This is a genomic window from Variovorax paradoxus B4, from assembly GCF_000463015.1.
In the GTDB taxonomy this organism is placed as follows: Bacteria; Pseudomonadota; Gammaproteobacteria; order Burkholderiales; family Burkholderiaceae_C; genus Variovorax; species Variovorax paradoxus_E.
Genome location: NC_022247.1, coordinates 2,859,738 through 2,874,729, shown reverse-complemented (window position 1 = coordinate 2,874,729; position 14,992 = coordinate 2,859,738). Strand labels below are relative to the sequence as shown.

The 14,992-nt window shown below is 67.1% G+C and carries 17 protein-coding genes; 4 read left to right on the top strand and 13 right to left on the bottom strand.

Translation table 11 applies throughout. The annotated features are described in order from the left end of the window. Positions 1–27: 27 nt before the first annotated feature. Genes cobA through nirB form a run of 3 tightly spaced genes read right to left on the bottom strand, consistent with a single transcriptional unit; the run spans position 28 to position 3,842 of the window. Positions 28–846 carry a uroporphyrinogen-III C-methyltransferase gene (gene cobA, locus VAPA_RS13325; RefSeq protein WP_196232570.1) on the bottom strand — a complete coding sequence of 273 codons (819 nt, stop codon included), beginning with the start codon at positions 844–846 and terminating at the stop codon, positions 28–30. Between the two features lie 48 nt (positions 847–894). Then, positions 895–1,344 (bottom strand): nitrite reductase small subunit NirD, encoded by a 450-nt coding sequence (nirD, locus tag VAPA_RS13320; protein ID WP_021007298.1) that lies wholly within the window; start codon positions 1,342–1,344, stop codon positions 895–897. Positions 1,345–1,358: 14 nt separating this feature from the next. Further along, the gene (gene nirB / locus VAPA_RS13315) at positions 1,359–3,842 is read right to left on the bottom strand and encodes a nitrite reductase large subunit NirB (protein WP_041946444.1); all 2,484 of its coding nucleotides are present in this window, start codon (positions 3,840–3,842) and stop codon (positions 1,359–1,361) included. Positions 3,843–4,214: 372 nt separating this feature from the next. On the opposite strand from nirB, the gene VAPA_RS13310 reads away from it, so the two are divergent. Continuing rightward, positions 4,215–4,421 carry a dodecin gene (locus VAPA_RS13310; RefSeq protein WP_021007296.1) on the top strand — a complete coding sequence of 69 codons (207 nt, stop codon included), beginning with the start codon at positions 4,215–4,217 and terminating at the stop codon, positions 4,419–4,421. A gap of 36 nt (positions 4,422–4,457) precedes the next feature. Here VAPA_RS13310 and VAPA_RS13305 read toward each other — a convergent pair whose 3' ends face one another. Then, the gene (locus VAPA_RS13305; protein WP_021007295.1) at positions 4,458–4,880 is read right to left on the bottom strand and encodes a secondary thiamine-phosphate synthase enzyme YjbQ; all 423 of its coding nucleotides are present in this window, start codon (positions 4,878–4,880) and stop codon (positions 4,458–4,460) included. Between the two features lie 186 nt (positions 4,881–5,066). Here VAPA_RS13305 and VAPA_RS13300 point away from each other — a divergent pair, with 186 nt between their 5' ends. After that, positions 5,067–5,447, top strand: coding sequence for a cupin domain-containing protein (locus VAPA_RS13300; RefSeq protein WP_021007294.1), 381 nt, complete (start codon positions 5,067–5,069; stop codon positions 5,445–5,447). A 192-nt stretch (positions 5,448–5,639) separates the two neighbouring features. On the opposite strand, the gene VAPA_RS13295 is transcribed toward VAPA_RS13300, so the two are convergent. The 7 genes from VAPA_RS13295 to mltG all read right to left on the bottom strand — a co-directional run bounded on the left by VAPA_RS13295 (position 5,640) and on the right by mltG (position 10,917). Beyond that, positions 5,640–6,107 carry a DUF2726 domain-containing protein gene (locus tag VAPA_RS13295; RefSeq protein ID WP_268977815.1) on the bottom strand — a complete coding sequence of 156 codons (468 nt, stop codon included), beginning with the start codon at positions 6,105–6,107 and terminating at the stop codon, positions 5,640–5,642. A 131-nt stretch (positions 6,108–6,238) separates the two neighbouring features. After that, entirely contained in the window at positions 6,239–6,916 is a 678-nt protein-coding gene (locus VAPA_RS13290; RefSeq protein WP_021007292.1) for an ankyrin repeat domain-containing protein, read from the bottom strand. Continuing rightward, on the bottom strand, positions 6,913–7,722 hold the full coding sequence (locus VAPA_RS13285; protein WP_021007291.1) for a TatD family hydrolase: 810 nt from the start codon (positions 7,720–7,722) through the stop codon (positions 6,913–6,915). The genes VAPA_RS13290 and VAPA_RS13285 overlap by 4 nt, the downstream gene beginning before the upstream one ends. A 120-nt stretch (positions 7,723–7,842) precedes the next feature. Beyond that, positions 7,843–8,223, bottom strand: a complete 381-nt coding sequence (locus tag VAPA_RS13280) for a PilZ domain-containing protein (protein ID WP_021007290.1) — start codon at positions 8,221–8,223, stop codon at positions 7,843–7,845. After that, positions 8,220–9,242, bottom strand: coding sequence for a hypothetical protein (locus tag VAPA_RS13275; protein WP_021007289.1), 1,023 nt, complete (start codon positions 9,240–9,242; stop codon positions 8,220–8,222). Before VAPA_RS13275 ends, VAPA_RS13280 begins: the two co-directional genes overlap by 4 nt. After that, on the bottom strand, positions 9,239–9,898 hold the full coding sequence (tmk, locus tag VAPA_RS13270; protein WP_021007288.1) for a dTMP kinase: 660 nt from the start codon (positions 9,896–9,898) through the stop codon (positions 9,239–9,241). The genes VAPA_RS13275 and tmk overlap by 4 nt, the downstream gene beginning before the upstream one ends. Further along, the gene (mltG, locus tag VAPA_RS13265; RefSeq protein ID WP_021007287.1) at positions 9,895–10,917 is read right to left on the bottom strand and encodes an endolytic transglycosylase MltG; all 1,023 of its coding nucleotides are present in this window, start codon (positions 10,915–10,917) and stop codon (positions 9,895–9,897) included. Before mltG ends, tmk begins: the two co-directional genes overlap by 4 nt. 122 nt (positions 10,918–11,039) lie before the next feature. Between mltG and ygfZ the strand changes: the two genes are divergently transcribed. After that, positions 11,040–11,966, top strand: coding sequence for a CAF17-like 4Fe-4S cluster assembly/insertion protein YgfZ (gene ygfZ, locus VAPA_RS13260; RefSeq protein WP_021007286.1), 927 nt, complete (start codon positions 11,040–11,042; stop codon positions 11,964–11,966). 152 nt (positions 11,967–12,118) lie between these two features. Then, positions 12,119–13,075, top strand: a complete 957-nt coding sequence (locus tag VAPA_RS13255; protein ID WP_021007285.1) for a hypothetical protein — start codon at positions 12,119–12,121, stop codon at positions 13,073–13,075. Between the two features lie 9 nt (positions 13,076–13,084). On the opposite strand, the gene VAPA_RS13250 is transcribed toward VAPA_RS13255, so the two are convergent. Together VAPA_RS13250 and VAPA_RS13245 are read right to left on the bottom strand one after the other, a co-directional pair. Next, positions 13,085–13,963, bottom strand: coding sequence for a YbgC/FadM family acyl-CoA thioesterase (locus tag VAPA_RS13250; protein ID WP_021007284.1), 879 nt, complete (start codon positions 13,961–13,963; stop codon positions 13,085–13,087). Then, positions 13,960–14,937: an alpha/beta hydrolase gene (locus tag VAPA_RS13245; RefSeq protein WP_021007283.1), complete on the bottom strand. Its 978-nt coding sequence runs from the start codon at positions 14,935–14,937 to the stop codon at positions 13,960–13,962. Before VAPA_RS13245 ends, VAPA_RS13250 begins: the two co-directional genes overlap by 4 nt. Between the last annotated feature and the right edge of the window lie 55 nt (positions 14,938–14,992).

Sequence of the window (14,992 nt, the reverse complement as noted above, 5' to 3'; positions counted from 1 at the left end):
GAACGGAAAAGGGGAGGGGCCGGCGCCTCAGGCGGCCTTCTCCAGCGCGGGCTGCGCGGAGGAAGCTGCAGCCGCGAGTCCTTGCAGGACGTCGCCGACCACGATGATCGAAGGGCTGCCGAGGCCGTTGTCGGCAATCGTGCGCTGCAGCGTCGCCAGCGTGCCGACGGCGTGCCGTTGCAGCGGCAGGCTGGCGTTCTGGACCACCACGACGGGTGTCGCCGGCGGCAGTCCGCTCAGCAGTTCGTCCTGGATCGAGCCCGCGCTCGACACGCCCATGTAGATGACCAGCGTCAGGCGTGCCGAATGGGCCGTGGCGGCCAGCGTGCGCCAGTCGGGCCCCGGCGATCCGGGCTTGGCATGGCCGGTGATGAACACCACGCCCTGCGCATGCGCTCGATGCGTCAGCGGCACGCCGAGCGAAGTCAGCCCGGCCAGGCCTGCGGTGATGCCGTTCACCACCTCCACATGGATGCCGGCCTGCGCGAGGTGCTCGACCTCTTCGCCGCCGCGGCCGAAGATGAAGGGGTCGCCGCCCTTGAGCCGGACCACGTGCTCGCCTTCGCGAACCGCCATGATCATCAGCCGCTCGATGAAGCTTTGCGGCGTGCTCTTGCAGCCGCCGCGCTTGCCGACGTGGATCACGCGCGCGCCGGGCGCCGCCATGGCGACGATGTCGTCGCTGACCAGGTCGTCGACGAGCAGCACGGTGGCCGACTGGATGGCCCTGAGCGCCTTCAGCGTGAGCAGTTCGGGATCGCCAGGGCCGGCGCCGACGAGCGTGCAGCGGCCCTGCGGCACGGACTGCGCGCCGGGTTCACGATCGGCGGCCGTTCCGGCACGCATCGCAGGGGTCGAGGAAGTCAAGGTGAGGCTCATGGGGTGTTCCGCTGTTCAGGCGGCGGTGTCTTCGGACAGGCAGGCCCGGTTCGCGGGCCCTGCAACGGGGCGCTCCAGATCGAGCGCATGCGTCGCGAGCTCTTTCGGATCCAGATGCACCACGCCTTCGGCCACCTTCACCGCAAACTTGGGCGTGCACCCCTCATCGGGCGACTTGGCGCAGCCGTCGTCCAGCCCGATGGCCCAGTTGTGCAGCGGGCAGGCCACGCTGGTGCCGAACACGATGCCCTGGCTCAAGGGGCCGCCCTTGTGCGGACAGCGGTCCAGCAGCGCGAAGACCTGGTCCTCGGCGTTGCGGAACACGGCGACGTCCACGCCCACCGGCCGCGCCACGCGGCGTGCCCCCAGCACCGGGATGTCCTCGACGCGGCAGATCACCTGCCAGTCGTTGCTGTTGCTGTTGCTGTTGTTGTTGCTGTTGTTGGTGTTGCTGTTGCTGTTCATGGCTGTTGCTCCTTTCAGGCGGCCTGCGTTGCGTTGTCATCCACCATCGCTACCGGCGTGAACTGCCGCACATCGACGGACGCCTGGCTCGACTCGAACCACGGATCGGGCTCGCCATCGAGCGCGAACTGCAGCCGCTCCCACAGCGCCTTGCGGCCGGCTTCGTCTTCGAGGATCTTCTTCTTCACGTAGTCCAGCCCCACCCGCCCGATGTAGTGCACCGTGCGCTCCAGGTACCAGCCTTCCTCGCGGTACAGCTGCAGGAAGGCGCCCGAATACTCCATCACCTCGGCGGCCGTCTTCACCTTCACCAGGAACTGCGCCACCTCGGTCTTGATGCCGCCGTTGCCGCCCACATACAGCTCCCAGCCCGAATCCACCCCGATCACCCCCACGTCCTTGATCCCCGCCTCGGCGCAGTTGCGCGGGCAGCCCGAGACCGCCAGCTTGACCTTGTGCGGCGAGTACATCGCCCACAGCGCGCGCTCCAGGTCCTTGCCCATCTGGGTGGAGTCCTGCGTGCCGAAGCGGCACCACTCGCTGCCCACGCAGGTCTTCACCGTGCGCAGGCTCTTGGCATAGGCAAAGCCCGAGGGCATGCCGATGTCCTTCCACACGCCTTCCAGGTCCTCCTTCTTCACCCCCAGCAGGTCGATGCGCTGGCCGCCCGTGACCTTCACCGTCGGGATCTTGTACTTGTCGGCCGCATCCGCGATGCGCCGCAGCTCGTCGGGCGTGGTGTGGCCGCCCCACATCCGGGGAATGACCGAGTAGGTGCCGTCCTTCTGGATGTTGGCGTGGCTGCGCTCGTTGATGAAGCGGCTCTGCGGATCGTCCTTGGCCTCCTTGGGCCAGGTGCTGATCAGGTAGTAGTTGATGGCCGGGCGGCAGGTGGCGCAGCCGTTGGGCGTGCGCCAGCCCAGGTTGCGGTAGACCGCGTCGTGCGTGAGGTAGTGTTCCTTCCTGATCGCGTCGCGCACGTCCTGGTGGTTGGCGTCGGTGCAGCCGCACACCGCCTTCTTCTTGGGCGTGGCCGAGTAGTCGCCGCCGGCGGTGAACATCAGGATCTGCTCGACCAGCCCGGTGCACGAGCCGCAGCTGGCGCTGGCCTTGGTGTGCTTCTTGACCTCGTCCAGGGTGAACAGGCCCTTGTCCTTGATGGCCTTGCAGATGGTGCCCTTGGTCACGCCGTTGCAGCCGCACACCTCGGCCTCGTCGGGCATGCTGGCGGCCTTGCTGTGGCCCTCGTGGCCGGTGTCGCCGATGTTCGATTCGCCGAACATCAGCTTGTCGCGGATGTCGCCCACGCTGCGCCCGTCGCGCAGCAGCTTGAAGTACCAGCTGCCGTCCACCGTGTCGCCGTACAGGCAGGCGCCCACCAGCTTGTCGTCCTTGATCACCAGCTTCTTGTAGACCCCGCCGAAGGGGTCGCTCATGACGATCTCCTCGGTGCCCTCGCCGCCCATGAACTCGCCGGCGGAGAAGAGGTCGATGCCGGTGACCTTGAGCTTGGTGGAGGTCAGCGAGCCCAGGTAGCGCCCGATGCCGAACTGGGCCAGGTGGTTGGCCGCGACCTTGGCCTGCTCGAAGAGGGGGGCGACCAGGCCGTAGGCGATGCCGCGGTGGGCCGCGCATTCGCCGACCGAGTAGATGCGCGCGTCGGTCACGGTCTGCATGGTGTCGGTGACGACGATGCCGCGCTGGCAGTGCAGGCGCATCCGCTCGGCCAGCTCGGTGTTGGGGCGGATGCCCACGGCCATGACGACCAGGTCGGCGGCCACTTCGGTGCCGTCCTTGAAGCGGATGGCCTTGACCCGGCCATCCTTTCCCTCATTGCTGTCACCGACGAGCTCCTGGGTCTGGGCACCGATCAGGAACTTCAGGCCGCGGTCTTCCAGCGACTTCTGCAGCAGCTTGCCCGCGACGTCGTCGAGCTGGCGCTCCATCAGCCAGGGCATGACGTGCACCACGGTGACGTCCATGCCGCGCAGCATCAGGCCGTTGGCCGCTTCCAGGCCCAGCAGGCCGCCGCCGATGACGACCGCGCTCTTGTGGGTGCGCGCGGCCTCGATCATGTAGTCGGTGTCGGCGATGTCGCGGTAGGCGATGACGCCCTTGAGGTCCTTGCCGGGCACCGGGAGCATGAAGGGGTTGGAGCCGGTGCACATGAGCAGGCGGTCGTAAGGGGCTTCGGTGACGCCACCTTGCGCATCCACGGCGCGCACGATGCGTTTCACGCGGTCGACCTCGACCACCTTCTTGCCGGCGTGCAGGGTGATGTGGTTGTCGGTGTACCACTCCCAGCTGTTGAGCACGATCTCCTCCACGGTCTGCTCGCCCGCGAGCACGGGCGACAAGAGGATGCGGTTGTAGTTGGGATGCGGCTCGGCACCGAAGACGGTGATGTCGTACAGCTCCGGCGCGAGCTTCAGGAGCTCTTCGAGCGTGCGCACGCCGGCCATGCCGTTGCCGACCATCACGAGGTTGAGTTTCTTCATCATGGGTGGGGCCTTTCGGGGAATCAGGCGATTCGAAACAACAAATGCAAACGCCGAAACGCGGCCCTTGCGGGGCTTCATTTCGGACGGGGGTTGGGGGGTAGGGCGCCCGCGAGATGCGGGCGGAAGGTGCCGGGCGCTCCTCGCGCTCCTGGAATCCGCAAGACCGCGGAAACCTCACCAAAACGGTGCTTCGTTACACCGTGAGTTAGCAGTTACGCAAAGAACGTGCCTGCTTGCGCGCTACGCATCGCGGCTTGCAAAACCATCGCTGCGGCCCTTCCAACAAGCCAGTCGACAGGTCAACATGTGTGTGTGCGGTCGATCTGCACGCTCAGCAACTGTGACGCACCAATTCAAGGAGCAAACGCCATGTCGAATCACGTTTACAAGTCGCTCGAGCTGACCGGCTCTTCGCCCATCAGCATCGAGGACGCCGTGCAGACCGCCATTGCCAAGGCGCACGAGACGGTTCGCAACATCCAGTGGTTCACCGTCACCGAGACGCGCGGCCATGTGGTGGACGGCAAGATCGCGCACTGGCAGGTGACGGTGAAGATGGGCTTCACGCTCGAGTGACCGCGCGACGGGGCGCAGGGCAGGGTGCCGCGCTGTCTAGGAGCCGATCAAGTGCAGGGCCACCTGCCTTCGATGCGGCCTCGACCGGTGCTCCCACAGGTAGATGCCCTGCCAGGTGCCCAGCGCCATGCGCCCGTTCGTCACAGGAATCGACAGCTGGACCGCGGTCAGTGCCGAACGGACATGGGCCGGCATGTCGTCCGGCCCTTCGTCGAGATGCCGGAACAGCGGGTCGCCATCGGGCACCAGGCGCGCAAGAAAGCGGTCGAGGTCTGCCTGCACCTCCGGATCCGCGTTCTCCTGCACCAGCAGGCTGGCCGAGGTATGGCGGATGAAGAGCGTCAGCAGCCCGGTTCGATAGCCGGTGCGCTCGACCCATTGCGCCACGGCGCGGGTGATTTCCAGAAGGCCCCGGCCATCGGTGTCGAAGTCGAGTGTGGTGGTTGTCTGCTTGAGCATCGCATCGACACTTTAGCGGCTGGAAACTCCGCGCACATGCTCGAGATGCAACGCCACCGGGGTACCTACCGGACGAAAAATGAGTCGCCGCAAGCGCGGCCCGGGACTAGTATTCCATCGTTCGACGCGCGGCTTGGCACGAGGCTGCCGCGGACCAACTGCTCACTCGTGCCAAGGAGAGTAGTGATGGCAAGTTCTATGAATGTCACCAAGCTTCAGACGAAATCCCACGACGTGCCGGATGAGGTTCGGGAGCCGGAAAAGACCCGGGTCGAAGTGGTCCGCCTCGAGGGGTACACGCTTGGACGCTTCAAGTTTCAGCCCGGGTGGCGCTGGTCGCAGTGCATCAAGCCGGTCGTCGGCACGGACAGCTGCCAGGTAGCCCACGTCGGGTACGCGGTTTCCGGTCGAATCACCGTGCAGATGAACGACGGCTCGAAGACCGCCATCGAGGAAGGCATGTCGTACACCATTCCTCCAGGCCACGACGCATGGGTCGAAGGCAACGATCCGTTCGTTGGCGTCGAGGTGATGAGCGCAGAGGAATACGCAAAGCCCAAGAGCTGATGACCCCGACGGGCCTGTCGGCCGACTGCCAATGGCGACAAGGATTTAACGCAGCGACTGCCGGGAGCAGTGGGACATGGACGACAAGGTTCTGCAGGGGGATTCGCCGCCCATGTCATTTAACATAATGCACATTGTGTTCCTTTTAGGGATGCCCGATGAGGGCCAATCCAAGGCAAGCCAAGCCCGCCCTCAGGACCCCATGGGACTCACGGACGCCAACGTCGGATCGAAGTCCGCCTCCACGCGCCCCACGTCCGGTACCCGTGGATATCGCAGCACCCGGTAGCCGGCCTCCACCAGCAGCGCCTCGCGGTCCAGGTCGCGCTGCGACTTGCCCTTGCTGCTCTTGTCGCCGCCGAACGCGACCACAGCCACCACCTTGAACGAGCGGTCGCACACGACGAAGTCGGCGATCTTCCGACTGAACGAGCTTCGCGCCGCGCGCGTGCGGGCCGTGAGCAAGGCACCGAAGCTGACTTGCGGCAGCACCACGAGATCCGGCAGGGTTTGCACGAGCCGGTTGTACATGGCTTGCTCGCGTGCAGTGAGTGGCGGGCGTGCCTTGGGCTTGTCGACAAAGCCGCTGCTGTTTTGCCTCGACCTTTTTCTGGCGATTGCTGCGAACCCAAGCAGTCCGATGGCCAGCAAAAAGACCATGAATAGAAACGTATTCATCTCTGCTTCTCCTTCTCCGCAGAGTCTCGCACGATGCGCAGGCGCCCTCTTTTCGGCGTTTTCCCGGGCCTGCCGATGCGAGGAATCCGGCCCTCAATGGGGCGTGAAGAAACTCACCATTTGCCGTCCTTGGGGATCGCCTTTGGACCGGCCTTGGCGTTGGCGGCAGCCGCGATCAGCTGTGCAGCTTCCGGTCGGTTCGCCTTGTTCGCAAAGTCGACGGCCGTCATGCCGAGCTGGTTCTTCATCGCCGTGTCCGCGCCTTCGGCCAGCAAAAGCTTCACGGCCTCGGTCGAGCCGTACATCGCGGCCATCATGAGCGGCGTGGTGCCGTTGGGCGATTGCGCGTCGATGAAGGCGTAGTTGTCGAGCAGCACTTTCATGATGCTCAGCTGGCCGCTGCTGGCGGCGTAATGCAGCGGCGTCCAGCCGGTCTTGTTGACGGCGGCGTCGCGCTTGAGCAGCTGGGCGACCAGCTCCTGCTGACCCTTGATGGCGGCCAGCATCAGCGGGGTTTCGTCCTTGGCGTTGGCCAGGTCGACATCGGTCTGCGGCGATTCGAGCAGCACCTGCGCGACCTTGGGCGATGGTTCGCGCAGGGCGATGATCAAGCCGGTCTGGCCGTGCTCATCGCGCGTGTTGGGGTCGAAACCGCGGTTCAGCAGGGTGCGCACGCCGCTGGCGTTGTCTCCGCGCACGGCCCGGAAGAAGTCTTCGAACGAGCCCGCGTGTGCGGTAAAAGTTGTTGCTACGACAGCTAGATACAAGAACTTCTTGATGTATTTTCTCATGTTGCTTTGACTCCCTTGAACAGCGTTTCGAAGTTGTTGCTCGTGGCCTCGGCCACGGCTTCGATCGGCAGCTTGCGCAGTTCGGCGATCTGCTTCGCCACAAAAGGTACGTAAGACGGGTTGTTGGTCTTGCCGCGGTACGGCACCGGTGCCAGATAGGGGCTGTCGGTTTCGATCAGCATGCGGTCGAGCGGCACGAAGGCCGCCACGTCGCGCAGGTCCTGCGCCTTCTTGAAGGTCAGGATGCCGGAAAAGGAAATGTAGAAACCCAGGTCGAGCGCCGCGCGGGCCACTTCGGCGGTTTCGGTGAAGCAATGGAACACGCCGCCCGCGGCATTGCCGGCGCCGTCTTCGTCCTCCTCCTTGAGGATGGCCAGCGTGTCGGCCGAGGCTTCGCGCGTGTGGATGATCAGCGGCATGCGGGTTTGCTGCGCGGCGCGGATGTGCACGCGGAAGCGGTCGCGCTGCCATTCCATGTCGGCAATGCTGCGCCCGCCCTTTCGCTCTTCCATCTGGTAGTAGTCGAGCCCGGTTTCGCCGATGGCCACCACGCGCGGCAAGGCCGCCCGGCGCACCAGGTCGTCCACCGTGGGCTCGGCGATGTCCTCGTTGTCGGGGTGCACGCCGACGCTGGCCCAGAAGTTGTCGTAGCGCGCGGCCAGCGCCTGCACATCGTCGAACTCCTCGAGCTTGGTGCAGATGCACAAGGCCCGGTCGACCTGCGCCTCGGCCATGGCGGCGCGGATTTGCGGCATCTGGTCCGCGAACTCGGGAAAAGTCAGGTGGCAGTGGGAATCGGTGAACATGGCGCTGATTGTCTGGCTTATGCCAGGGACACCGAGGAACCGGCTTCGCCGGGCCTCTGGTGTCGCCCCCAGTAGGGGGTGGGCGTAGCGACACGAAGTGCGCGCAGCCTGGGGGCGAGCTTAAATAGTTTGGGTCGGACGGTCGGAAGCCATCGAGCCGCCGAGCGCCGCTTCGATGCGGGCCTTGAGCTGGCGCGATTTCTCGTCCGACGGAAAACGGATGCCCACGCCCGGCGCCCGGTTGCCCGCTGCGCGCTGCGGCGTGATCCATGCGACCTTGCCCGCCACCGGGTAGCGCTGCGGGTCTTCGGGGAGCGTCAGCAGCACGTAGACATCGTCGCCCAGGCGGTATTCGCGCGAGGTCGGAATGAAGATGCCGCCTTCGGCAAAGAGCGGAATGTAGGCGGCATAGAGCGCGCCCTTTTCCTTGATGGCGAGCTGGATCACGCTCGGCCGTTGAGGCGCCGGGGCGGCGGGTGCGGGTGCGGCTGGTTGGTTCATGGGCGGCGAGCTGCAGAGTTTAGGGTGGTTCGCGCTTCGCTCACAAGCGCTTCCAGCATGAGGCCCGCATTGAAGGGGTGTTCGGCGGTTCTGGCCGCGTTCGCGAGCGACTTCGACCAGCGCGCGAGCGCCAGGTGCGAAGGCACGGCGGGCGGCAGGTCGGCGGCCTCGAAGAAACGCGGCGCGGCGCCGCTGCCAACGGCCATCAGGTCGTGGCAGAGCTTCTGCAGCGAGCCGATGGCCTGGGACGGCGACTGGTCCGCGAGGGCGGCCACGTCGCCGCGCGAAACGGCCTTGGGCAGCAGCGCCCAGGCCTTGGGCGACTGGCCGGAGCGCGCGAGCCGCAGGGCATCGCTGGGCCGCCCGCCGGCGGCGCGCAGCAATGCGGCGGCATCTGCGGCGGGCACTTCCTGCGCCGCCAGCCAGGCTTCGGCCTCGGCCGTCTCGGGCCATGGCAGCGTGAAACCCAGGCAGCGGCTGCGGATGGTCGGCAGCAATTGCCACGCCGCCTCGCTGGCCAGCACGAAGCGGACGTCGCCAACCGGCTCCTCGAGCGTCTTGAGCAGCGCATTGGCGGTGATGGTGTTCATGCGCTCGGCCGGATACACCAGCACCACCTTGCCGCGGCCGCGGGCACTGGTGCGCTGGGCAAATCCGACCGCATCGCGCATGGCCTCGACGCGGATCTCGCGGCTGGGCTTGCGCTTCTTGTCGTCGATGTCGGCCTGCGCCTTTTCGTCGAGCGGCCAGCCCAGCTCCTGCATGGCGACCTCGGGCATCAGAACGCAAAGGTCGGCGTGGGTCCGCACCTCGATGGCATGGCAGCTCGGGCAATGGCCGCAGGCGGTGCCACCCCCCTCTTCCTTGGGCTGTTCGCACAGCCAGGCCGCGGCAAGCGCGAGCGCGAGTTCGTATTGGCCGAGTCCCGAAGGCCCCTGCAGCAGCCAGGCATGGCCGCGCTGGCGCAGGAGTTCAGCGAGCGGCCGATGCAGCCAGGGCGAAAGCGCCGAAGTGCTCATCGCGCCGCTCCACTTGCGGGTGCCGGCGCACCGCGTGCGACAAGCGCCGTCTCGACCTGTTGCCAGACCTGGTCGCGCGTCTGGCTGGCGTCGATGCGCACGAAACGCGGCGCATCGGCCGCCGCGCGGGCCGCGTAGCCCGCCGCGACGCGCCGGAAGAATTCGACCGGCTGGGACTCGAACTTGTCGGGCAGGCGGGCTCCCGCCAGCCGCTGGGCGGCGATCTCGGGCGCCAGGTCGAACCAGAGCGTGACGTGAGGCTGAAGCAGCCCTGCCGCTCCCCTGCCCCCCTGCACCCATTGCTCCAGCGTCGACAGCACTTGTGTATCGAAGTCGCGGCCCGCGCCCTGGTAGGCAAAGGTGGCGTCGGTGAAGCGGTCGCACAGCACCACGTCGCCGCGTGCCAGTGCCGGCTCGATCACCCGCACCACATGGTCGCGCCGCGCCGCAAACACCAGCAGCGATTCGGTCAGCGGGTCCATCGGCTGTTCGAGAATAAGCCCGCGCAAGATCTCCGCCAGTGGCGTGCCGCCGGGCTCGCGCGTGCGCACGACCGTGCGGCCGCGGGCCTTGAAGAGCGCCTCCATGGCGTCGAGATGGCTCGACTTGCCGGCGCCATCGATGCCCTCGAGCGTCAGAAACAGGCCGTCACTCATTGCGCTACTTTCGGTTTGGGTTCGCCGCCGCCGCGCTGATAGCGGTTGACCGCGCGGTTGTGGTCGTCGAGCGAACTGCTGAACTGGCTGGTGCCGTCGCCGCGCGAAACGAAGTACAGCGACTTGCTTTGCGCCGGCTGCACCGCTGCCAGCAGCGCCGCCTTGCCCGGCATGGCGATGGGCGTGGGCGGCAGGCCGCCGCGCGTGTAGGTGTTCCAGGGCGTGTCGGTCAGCAGGTCTTTCTTGCGCAGGTTGCCATCGAACGCGGTGCCCAGGCCGTAGATCACGGTGGGGTCGGTTTGCAGCGGCATGCCGGCACGCAGCCGGTTGACGAAAACGGCGGCGATCTCGGAGCGGTCCTTGGCTTTTCCTGTCTCCTTTTCGACAATGCTGGCCAGGATCAGCGCCTGATCCGCCGATTGGATCGGCAAATCGGCCGCCCGGGCGGCCCACGCGGCTTCGAGCTTCTTGTCCATGGCCCGCATGGCACGCTGCAGCAGCGCGATGTCGGTCGAGCCCTTCGAATAGGTGTAGGTGTCGGGGAAGAAGCGACCCTCGGGATGCACGCCGGGCCGGCCCAGCCTGGCCATCAGGGCATCGTCGGGCAGACCGACGGTTTCGGGCTTGAGCTGTTCGGCCTTGGCGAGCGCGGCGCGCACCTGGCGGATGTTCCAGCCTTCGACCAGCACCAGGCTGCGGGTGGCCTCCTCGCCGCGCACCAGCACGTTGAGCAGCATCTTGGGCGTGACGCCGCGCTCCAGTTCGTAGCTGCCGGCGCGGATCTGGCGGTCTTGCCCCGAAATGCGGAACCAGAAATAGAGCATCTGCGGCTGCACGTCGGTGCCGGTATCGGCGACCGCCTGCGCAACGCCGCGCGGCGTGGTGCCGGGCTCCACGGAAAGATCGACGCTGGGCGCGGGCAGCTTGAGCGGCTGATGCACCCACCAGAGGCCGGCGGCGCCGAGGCCGAGCGCAGCCAGGGCGGCGAGCAGGAAAAGCGTGAGGAAGAAGCGGCGCACGGGTCCGATGAAATAGCGGAGAAGAAAAACGTATCGGGGACGAAAGCTCAGTGGCCCTGCGGGAATCGGGGCGGGATTCCCTGCGGACCGGACGGAACGGCTTCGACCATGATAATTCAGCGATGACTACTGTCGTTCTCAACGGTGTTACCACTCTTTCTCACCTGGGCGTGATTCGCGCCGAAGGGCCGGATGCCGCCAGCTTCCTGCATGGCCAGCTCACCCAGGATTTCGCGCTGCTGGGCGCCACCGAGGCCCGCCTGGCCGCGCTGTGCACCGCCAAGGGCCGCGTGATCGCCAGCTTCGTCGGCATCCGGCCGCAGCCCGAGCTGGTGCTGCTGGCCTGCAGCCGCGACATCCTGGCCGCCACGCTCAAGCGCCTGTCGATGTACGTGCTGCGCGCCAAGGCCAAGCTCACCGACGCCACGGAGCAGTTCGCGCTCTACGGCCTTGCCGGCACCGCGCTGGCGGCCAACGGCCTCGATGCCACGGCCCTGCCCGGACAGCGCACGGCCATCGGCGAAGACATCAGCGCGGTGTCGCTCTACCCGGCCGACGGCGTGCCGCGGGCCATGTGGATCGCACCGGCCGGCAGCCCCGTGCCCGCCGGCCCGGCGCTCGACGCGGAACTCTGGCAGTGGAGCGAGGTTCGCAGCGGCATCGTGACCCTGACCACGCCGGTGGTCGAGGCCTTCGTGCCGCAGATGATCAACTACGAATCCGTGGGCGGCGTGAACTTCAAGAAGGGCTGCTACCCGGGCCAGGAAATCGTGGCGCGCAGCCAGTTCCGCGGCACGCTGAAGCGGCGCACCTACCTCGTGCAGGCCGATGGGCCCGTGAGCGCGGGCCAGGAAGTGTTCGCGGCCGGCGATGCCGAGCAGCCGGTGGGCACGGTGGCACAGGCCGCGCCGGCGCCCGGCGGCGGCTGGGCCGCGCTGATCTCGATCCAGATCTCGGCGCTCGAAACCGGCGGGCTGCATGCGGGCAGCGCCGGCGGGCCAACGCTCACGATCGAGCCGCTGCCGTACCCGCTGCTCGAAGACATTTAGTCTCTCTTGTGAATCCCCCAGCGTCCGACGACATGGACGCTTGGCGCTGCCGCGAAAGAGGCGGCGCCATTTTTTTGTGTGCGCGTTTAACCCTGCCGCCGGTGCTGCTCCGTAGAAGCCGTACCGATCCACTCCTGGCAAGGAAAGACATCATGAAGCGCAGACTCCTCTTCTCGACCGCCCTCGCATGGACCGCGCTGGGCGTGCTCCCCGCTTGCGCCGAAAGTCCGGTGCGGCCCCTGCCCCTGCTTTCGCCGCCTTCGACCTCCAACCGCATCGGTTCGCTGATGCAGCTCAGCGTGGTCGACCGCGCCAGCGGCCGCGAACTGCCCATCTATCGCGATCGCGGCGAATACTGGGTGGCCGGCCGGCCCGGCGCGCGCTACGCGATTCGCGCGCGCAATGCGATGGGTGAACGCATCATGGCCGTGATGTCTGTAGACGGCGTCAACGTCGTGACCGGCGAAACTGCGGGCGTGCTGCAGAACGGCTACGTTTTCTCCGGCGGAGAGCGCAGCGACATCTCGGGCTGGCGCAAGAGCGATTCACAGATTGCGGCCTTCGAATTCACTTCCATCGGCAATTCGTACGCAAGCCGCACCGGCCGGCCGGACGACGTCGGCGTGATCGGTGTCGCGATGTTCCGCGAACGCGTGCCTGTGCCGCCTCCTGCGCCACCCGTTGCGTTTCCGCGCCGCGATGGCGTGGACAGCCGCGAGATGGAGCGCCGCCGCAGCGAGGCGCCCTCCGCCGTGGAGGAAGCCGCCCCGGCTGCGCCTGCCGCGCAGGCCCGCTCTGCCGACAGCGCCTTGGGCGCCGAAGCTGCCGCATCTGCGAAAGGTGGCCTGGCCCGGCCATCGCCGCCCACCCCGAGCCTGGGCACCGCCCACGGCCGGCGCGAGACCTCGCATGTCGGCCACACCACTTTCGAGCGCGCGCAGTCCACGCCCGACGAGGTGGTGCGCATCCGCTACGACAGCCGCGAGAACCTCATCGCAGCCGGCGTGATCCCGGTGCCGCCCCCTGCGCGCTGGCCGCGCCCTGAAGGCCCGTCCGCCTTTCCGGGTTCGGAGATGGGCTACGTGCCCGATCCGCCGGCGCGCTACTGAGCGCTGCGATCAACCCAGCGCGCGGCGCATCTCGATGTGCGGAATGCCGGCTTCCTCGAACGGCTCCCCATGCACGGCGTAGCCCAGGCGCGCATAGAAACGCTCCGCACTGCGCTGCGCGTGCAGGCCGATCTCGCGGTCGCCGCGCGCCTTGGCGGCGGCCTCGAGCGCCTGCATCACGGCGGCGCCGTGGCCGCCGCTGCGCAGCGCGCGGTGCACGGCCATGCGGCCGAGCATGGCCGTGCCATCGGCTGCATCGAGCAGCCGCCCGGTCGCAATCACCTGGCCGAGCCGGTTGCGGGCCACCGCATGCAGCACCACGGCATCGTGCTCGTCCCACTCCAGTTCCTTGGGAATGTTCTGTTCCTCGATGAAGACCGCGCGGCGCAGCGCGCCCGCACCTTCGCCCAGGGCTTTCCAGTCGCCCGTTTCCACGGTGCGCATCGGCTCGCCAGCCTCGAAGCCCGTGAGGATTTCGCGCAAGGCAGGTGGCACCGGCTTCGAGGTCTGCGTGGCGGGGTCGGCAAACACATAGACGAGTTCGCAGCCCACCAGGTACTGGTCCTGCCGGAACAGCGCGCCCTCGAAGACGATCGACGAGTTGCCGATGCGCGCGCACTTCATGGCCACGTCGATCACGTCGTCCATGCGCGCGGAGGCGCGAAAGTCGACCGTGGCCTTGCGCACGTACAGGTCGCCGCCCAGCGCATGCATGGCCTCTTCGTAAGGCAGTGCGAGCGCGCGCCAGTAGTCGGCAATGGCAGTATCGAAATACATCAGGTAGTGCGCGTTGAACACGATCTTCTGCATGTCGACTTCGGCCCAGCGCACGCGCAGGCGGTGAAAGAAGCGGAAGTCTTTTCTCTGGGGTACGGTTGCGTCAGTCATGGATTCAGTGCTTCCTTGAGTGCACGGGCCGCATCGTCCTGCGCCTGCAGCGCCTCGGGAATGGCGCGGCCCATTTTCAGAAATTCGTGGATCACGCCGCGGTAGATCTCCAGATCGACCGCCACCCCGGCGGCGCGAAGCTTGTCGGCGTAGGCAATGCCTTCGTCCACCACCGGATCGCATTCGGCCAGGCCGATCCATGCGGGCGCCACGCCGTCGACGTCCTCGGCCAGCAGCGGCGCAAAGCGCCAGTCGTCGCGGTCGGCCGGCGTGCGCACGTACTGGCCGAAGAAATAGTCGATCAGCGCCTTGGTGAGCAGCGGGCCACGGGCGTAGCGTTGGTGCGAGGCGGTGTCCTGGTGCGCCGCGGTGCCGGGATAAATGAGCATCTGCAGCGCGAGTGGCAGGCCGGCGTCGCGCGCGAGGATGGCGCACACCGCGGCCAGCGTGCCGCCGGCGCTGTCGCCGCCCACCGCAAGGCGCTCGATGTCGACGCCGACACGGCCGCCTTCGTGGGCGAGGAAGGCGAAAGCATCCCATGCGTCGTTCGATGCCGTTGGAAACTTGAACGCGGGCGCCAGCCGGTAGTCGACCGACACCACCGCGCAGCCGCTCTTCAGGCTCAATACACGGCACAGCGTGTCGTGCGTGCGGATGTTGCCGACCGTGAAGCCGCCGCCATGGAAATACATCAAGGCCGGCAGCACCGCCGTCGCCGACGGCGCGTAGAGCCGCGCGGGGATCGCGAAGCCGTCGCGCGCCGGAATGGTGAAGTCGTCGACCCGGGCCAGCGCGGGCTTCGGCACTTCGAGCACGCCAGCTCCTTTTTCGTAGGATGCCTTGGCCTCCTCGGGCGTGAGCTGGTCGAGCGAGGGATGGCCGGCCCGCGCCATGCGCCCGACCACGCCGGCCATCTTCGCGGTGAGCGGAGGCTGCCATGTGCCGGGCGCGACAGCGGCAAGGGTTTTGTTCATGTGCAAGACTGTCCCTGCTTGTTAGATTTGGGTGGTCTGCAATCGTACTGCCCCA

What these genes read in the sequence shown, in the direction of transcription:
- VAPA_RS13255 (WP_021007285.1), top strand. Translation starts at nt 12,119, where the DNA reads ATGAAGCGCAGACTCCTCTTCTCGACCGCCCTCGCATGGACCGCGCTG.
- VAPA_RS13285 (WP_021007291.1), bottom strand. Translation starts at nt 7,722, where the DNA reads ATGTTCACCGATTCCCACTGCCACCTGACTTTTCCCGAGTTCGCGGAC.
- VAPA_RS13310 (WP_021007296.1), top strand. Translation starts at nt 4,215, where the DNA reads ATGTCGAATCACGTTTACAAGTCGCTCGAGCTGACCGGCTCTTCGCCC.
- VAPA_RS13300 (WP_021007294.1), top strand. Translation starts at nt 5,067, where the DNA reads ATGGCAAGTTCTATGAATGTCACCAAGCTTCAGACGAAATCCCACGAC.
- nirB (WP_041946444.1), bottom strand. Translation starts at nt 3,842, where the DNA reads ATGAAGAAACTCAACCTCGTGATGGTCGGCAACGGCATGGCCGGCGTG.
- ygfZ (WP_021007286.1), top strand. Translation starts at nt 11,040, where the DNA reads ATGACTACTGTCGTTCTCAACGGTGTTACCACTCTTTCTCACCTGGGC.
- VAPA_RS13290 (WP_021007292.1), bottom strand. Translation starts at nt 6,916, where the DNA reads ATGAGAAAATACATCAAGAAGTTCTTGTATCTAGCTGTCGTAGCAACA.
- VAPA_RS13250 (WP_021007284.1), bottom strand. Translation starts at nt 13,963, where the DNA reads ATGACTGACGCAACCGTACCCCAGAGAAAAGACTTCCGCTTCTTTCAC.
- VAPA_RS13280 (WP_021007290.1), bottom strand. Translation starts at nt 8,223, where the DNA reads ATGAACCAACCAGCCGCACCCGCACCCGCCGCCCCGGCGCCTCAACGG.
- cobA (WP_196232570.1), bottom strand. Translation starts at nt 846, where the DNA reads ATGCGTGCCGGAACGGCCGCCGATCGTGAACCCGGCGCGCAGTCCGTG.
- VAPA_RS13245 (WP_021007283.1), bottom strand. Translation starts at nt 14,937, where the DNA reads ATGAACAAAACCCTTGCCGCTGTCGCGCCCGGCACATGGCAGCCTCCG.
- VAPA_RS13305 (WP_021007295.1), bottom strand. Translation starts at nt 4,880, where the DNA reads ATGCTCAAGCAGACAACCACCACACTCGACTTCGACACCGATGGCCGG.
- nirD (WP_021007298.1), bottom strand. Translation starts at nt 1,344, where the DNA reads ATGAACAGCAACAGCAACACCAACAACAGCAACAACAACAGCAACAGC.
- tmk (WP_021007288.1), bottom strand. Translation starts at nt 9,898, where the DNA reads ATGAGTGACGGCCTGTTTCTGACGCTCGAGGGCATCGATGGCGCCGGC.
- VAPA_RS13295 (WP_268977815.1), bottom strand. Translation starts at nt 6,107, where the DNA reads ATGGTCTTTTTGCTGGCCATCGGACTGCTTGGGTTCGCAGCAATCGCC.
- VAPA_RS13275 (WP_021007289.1), bottom strand. Translation starts at nt 9,242, where the DNA reads ATGAGCACTTCGGCGCTTTCGCCCTGGCTGCATCGGCCGCTCGCTGAA.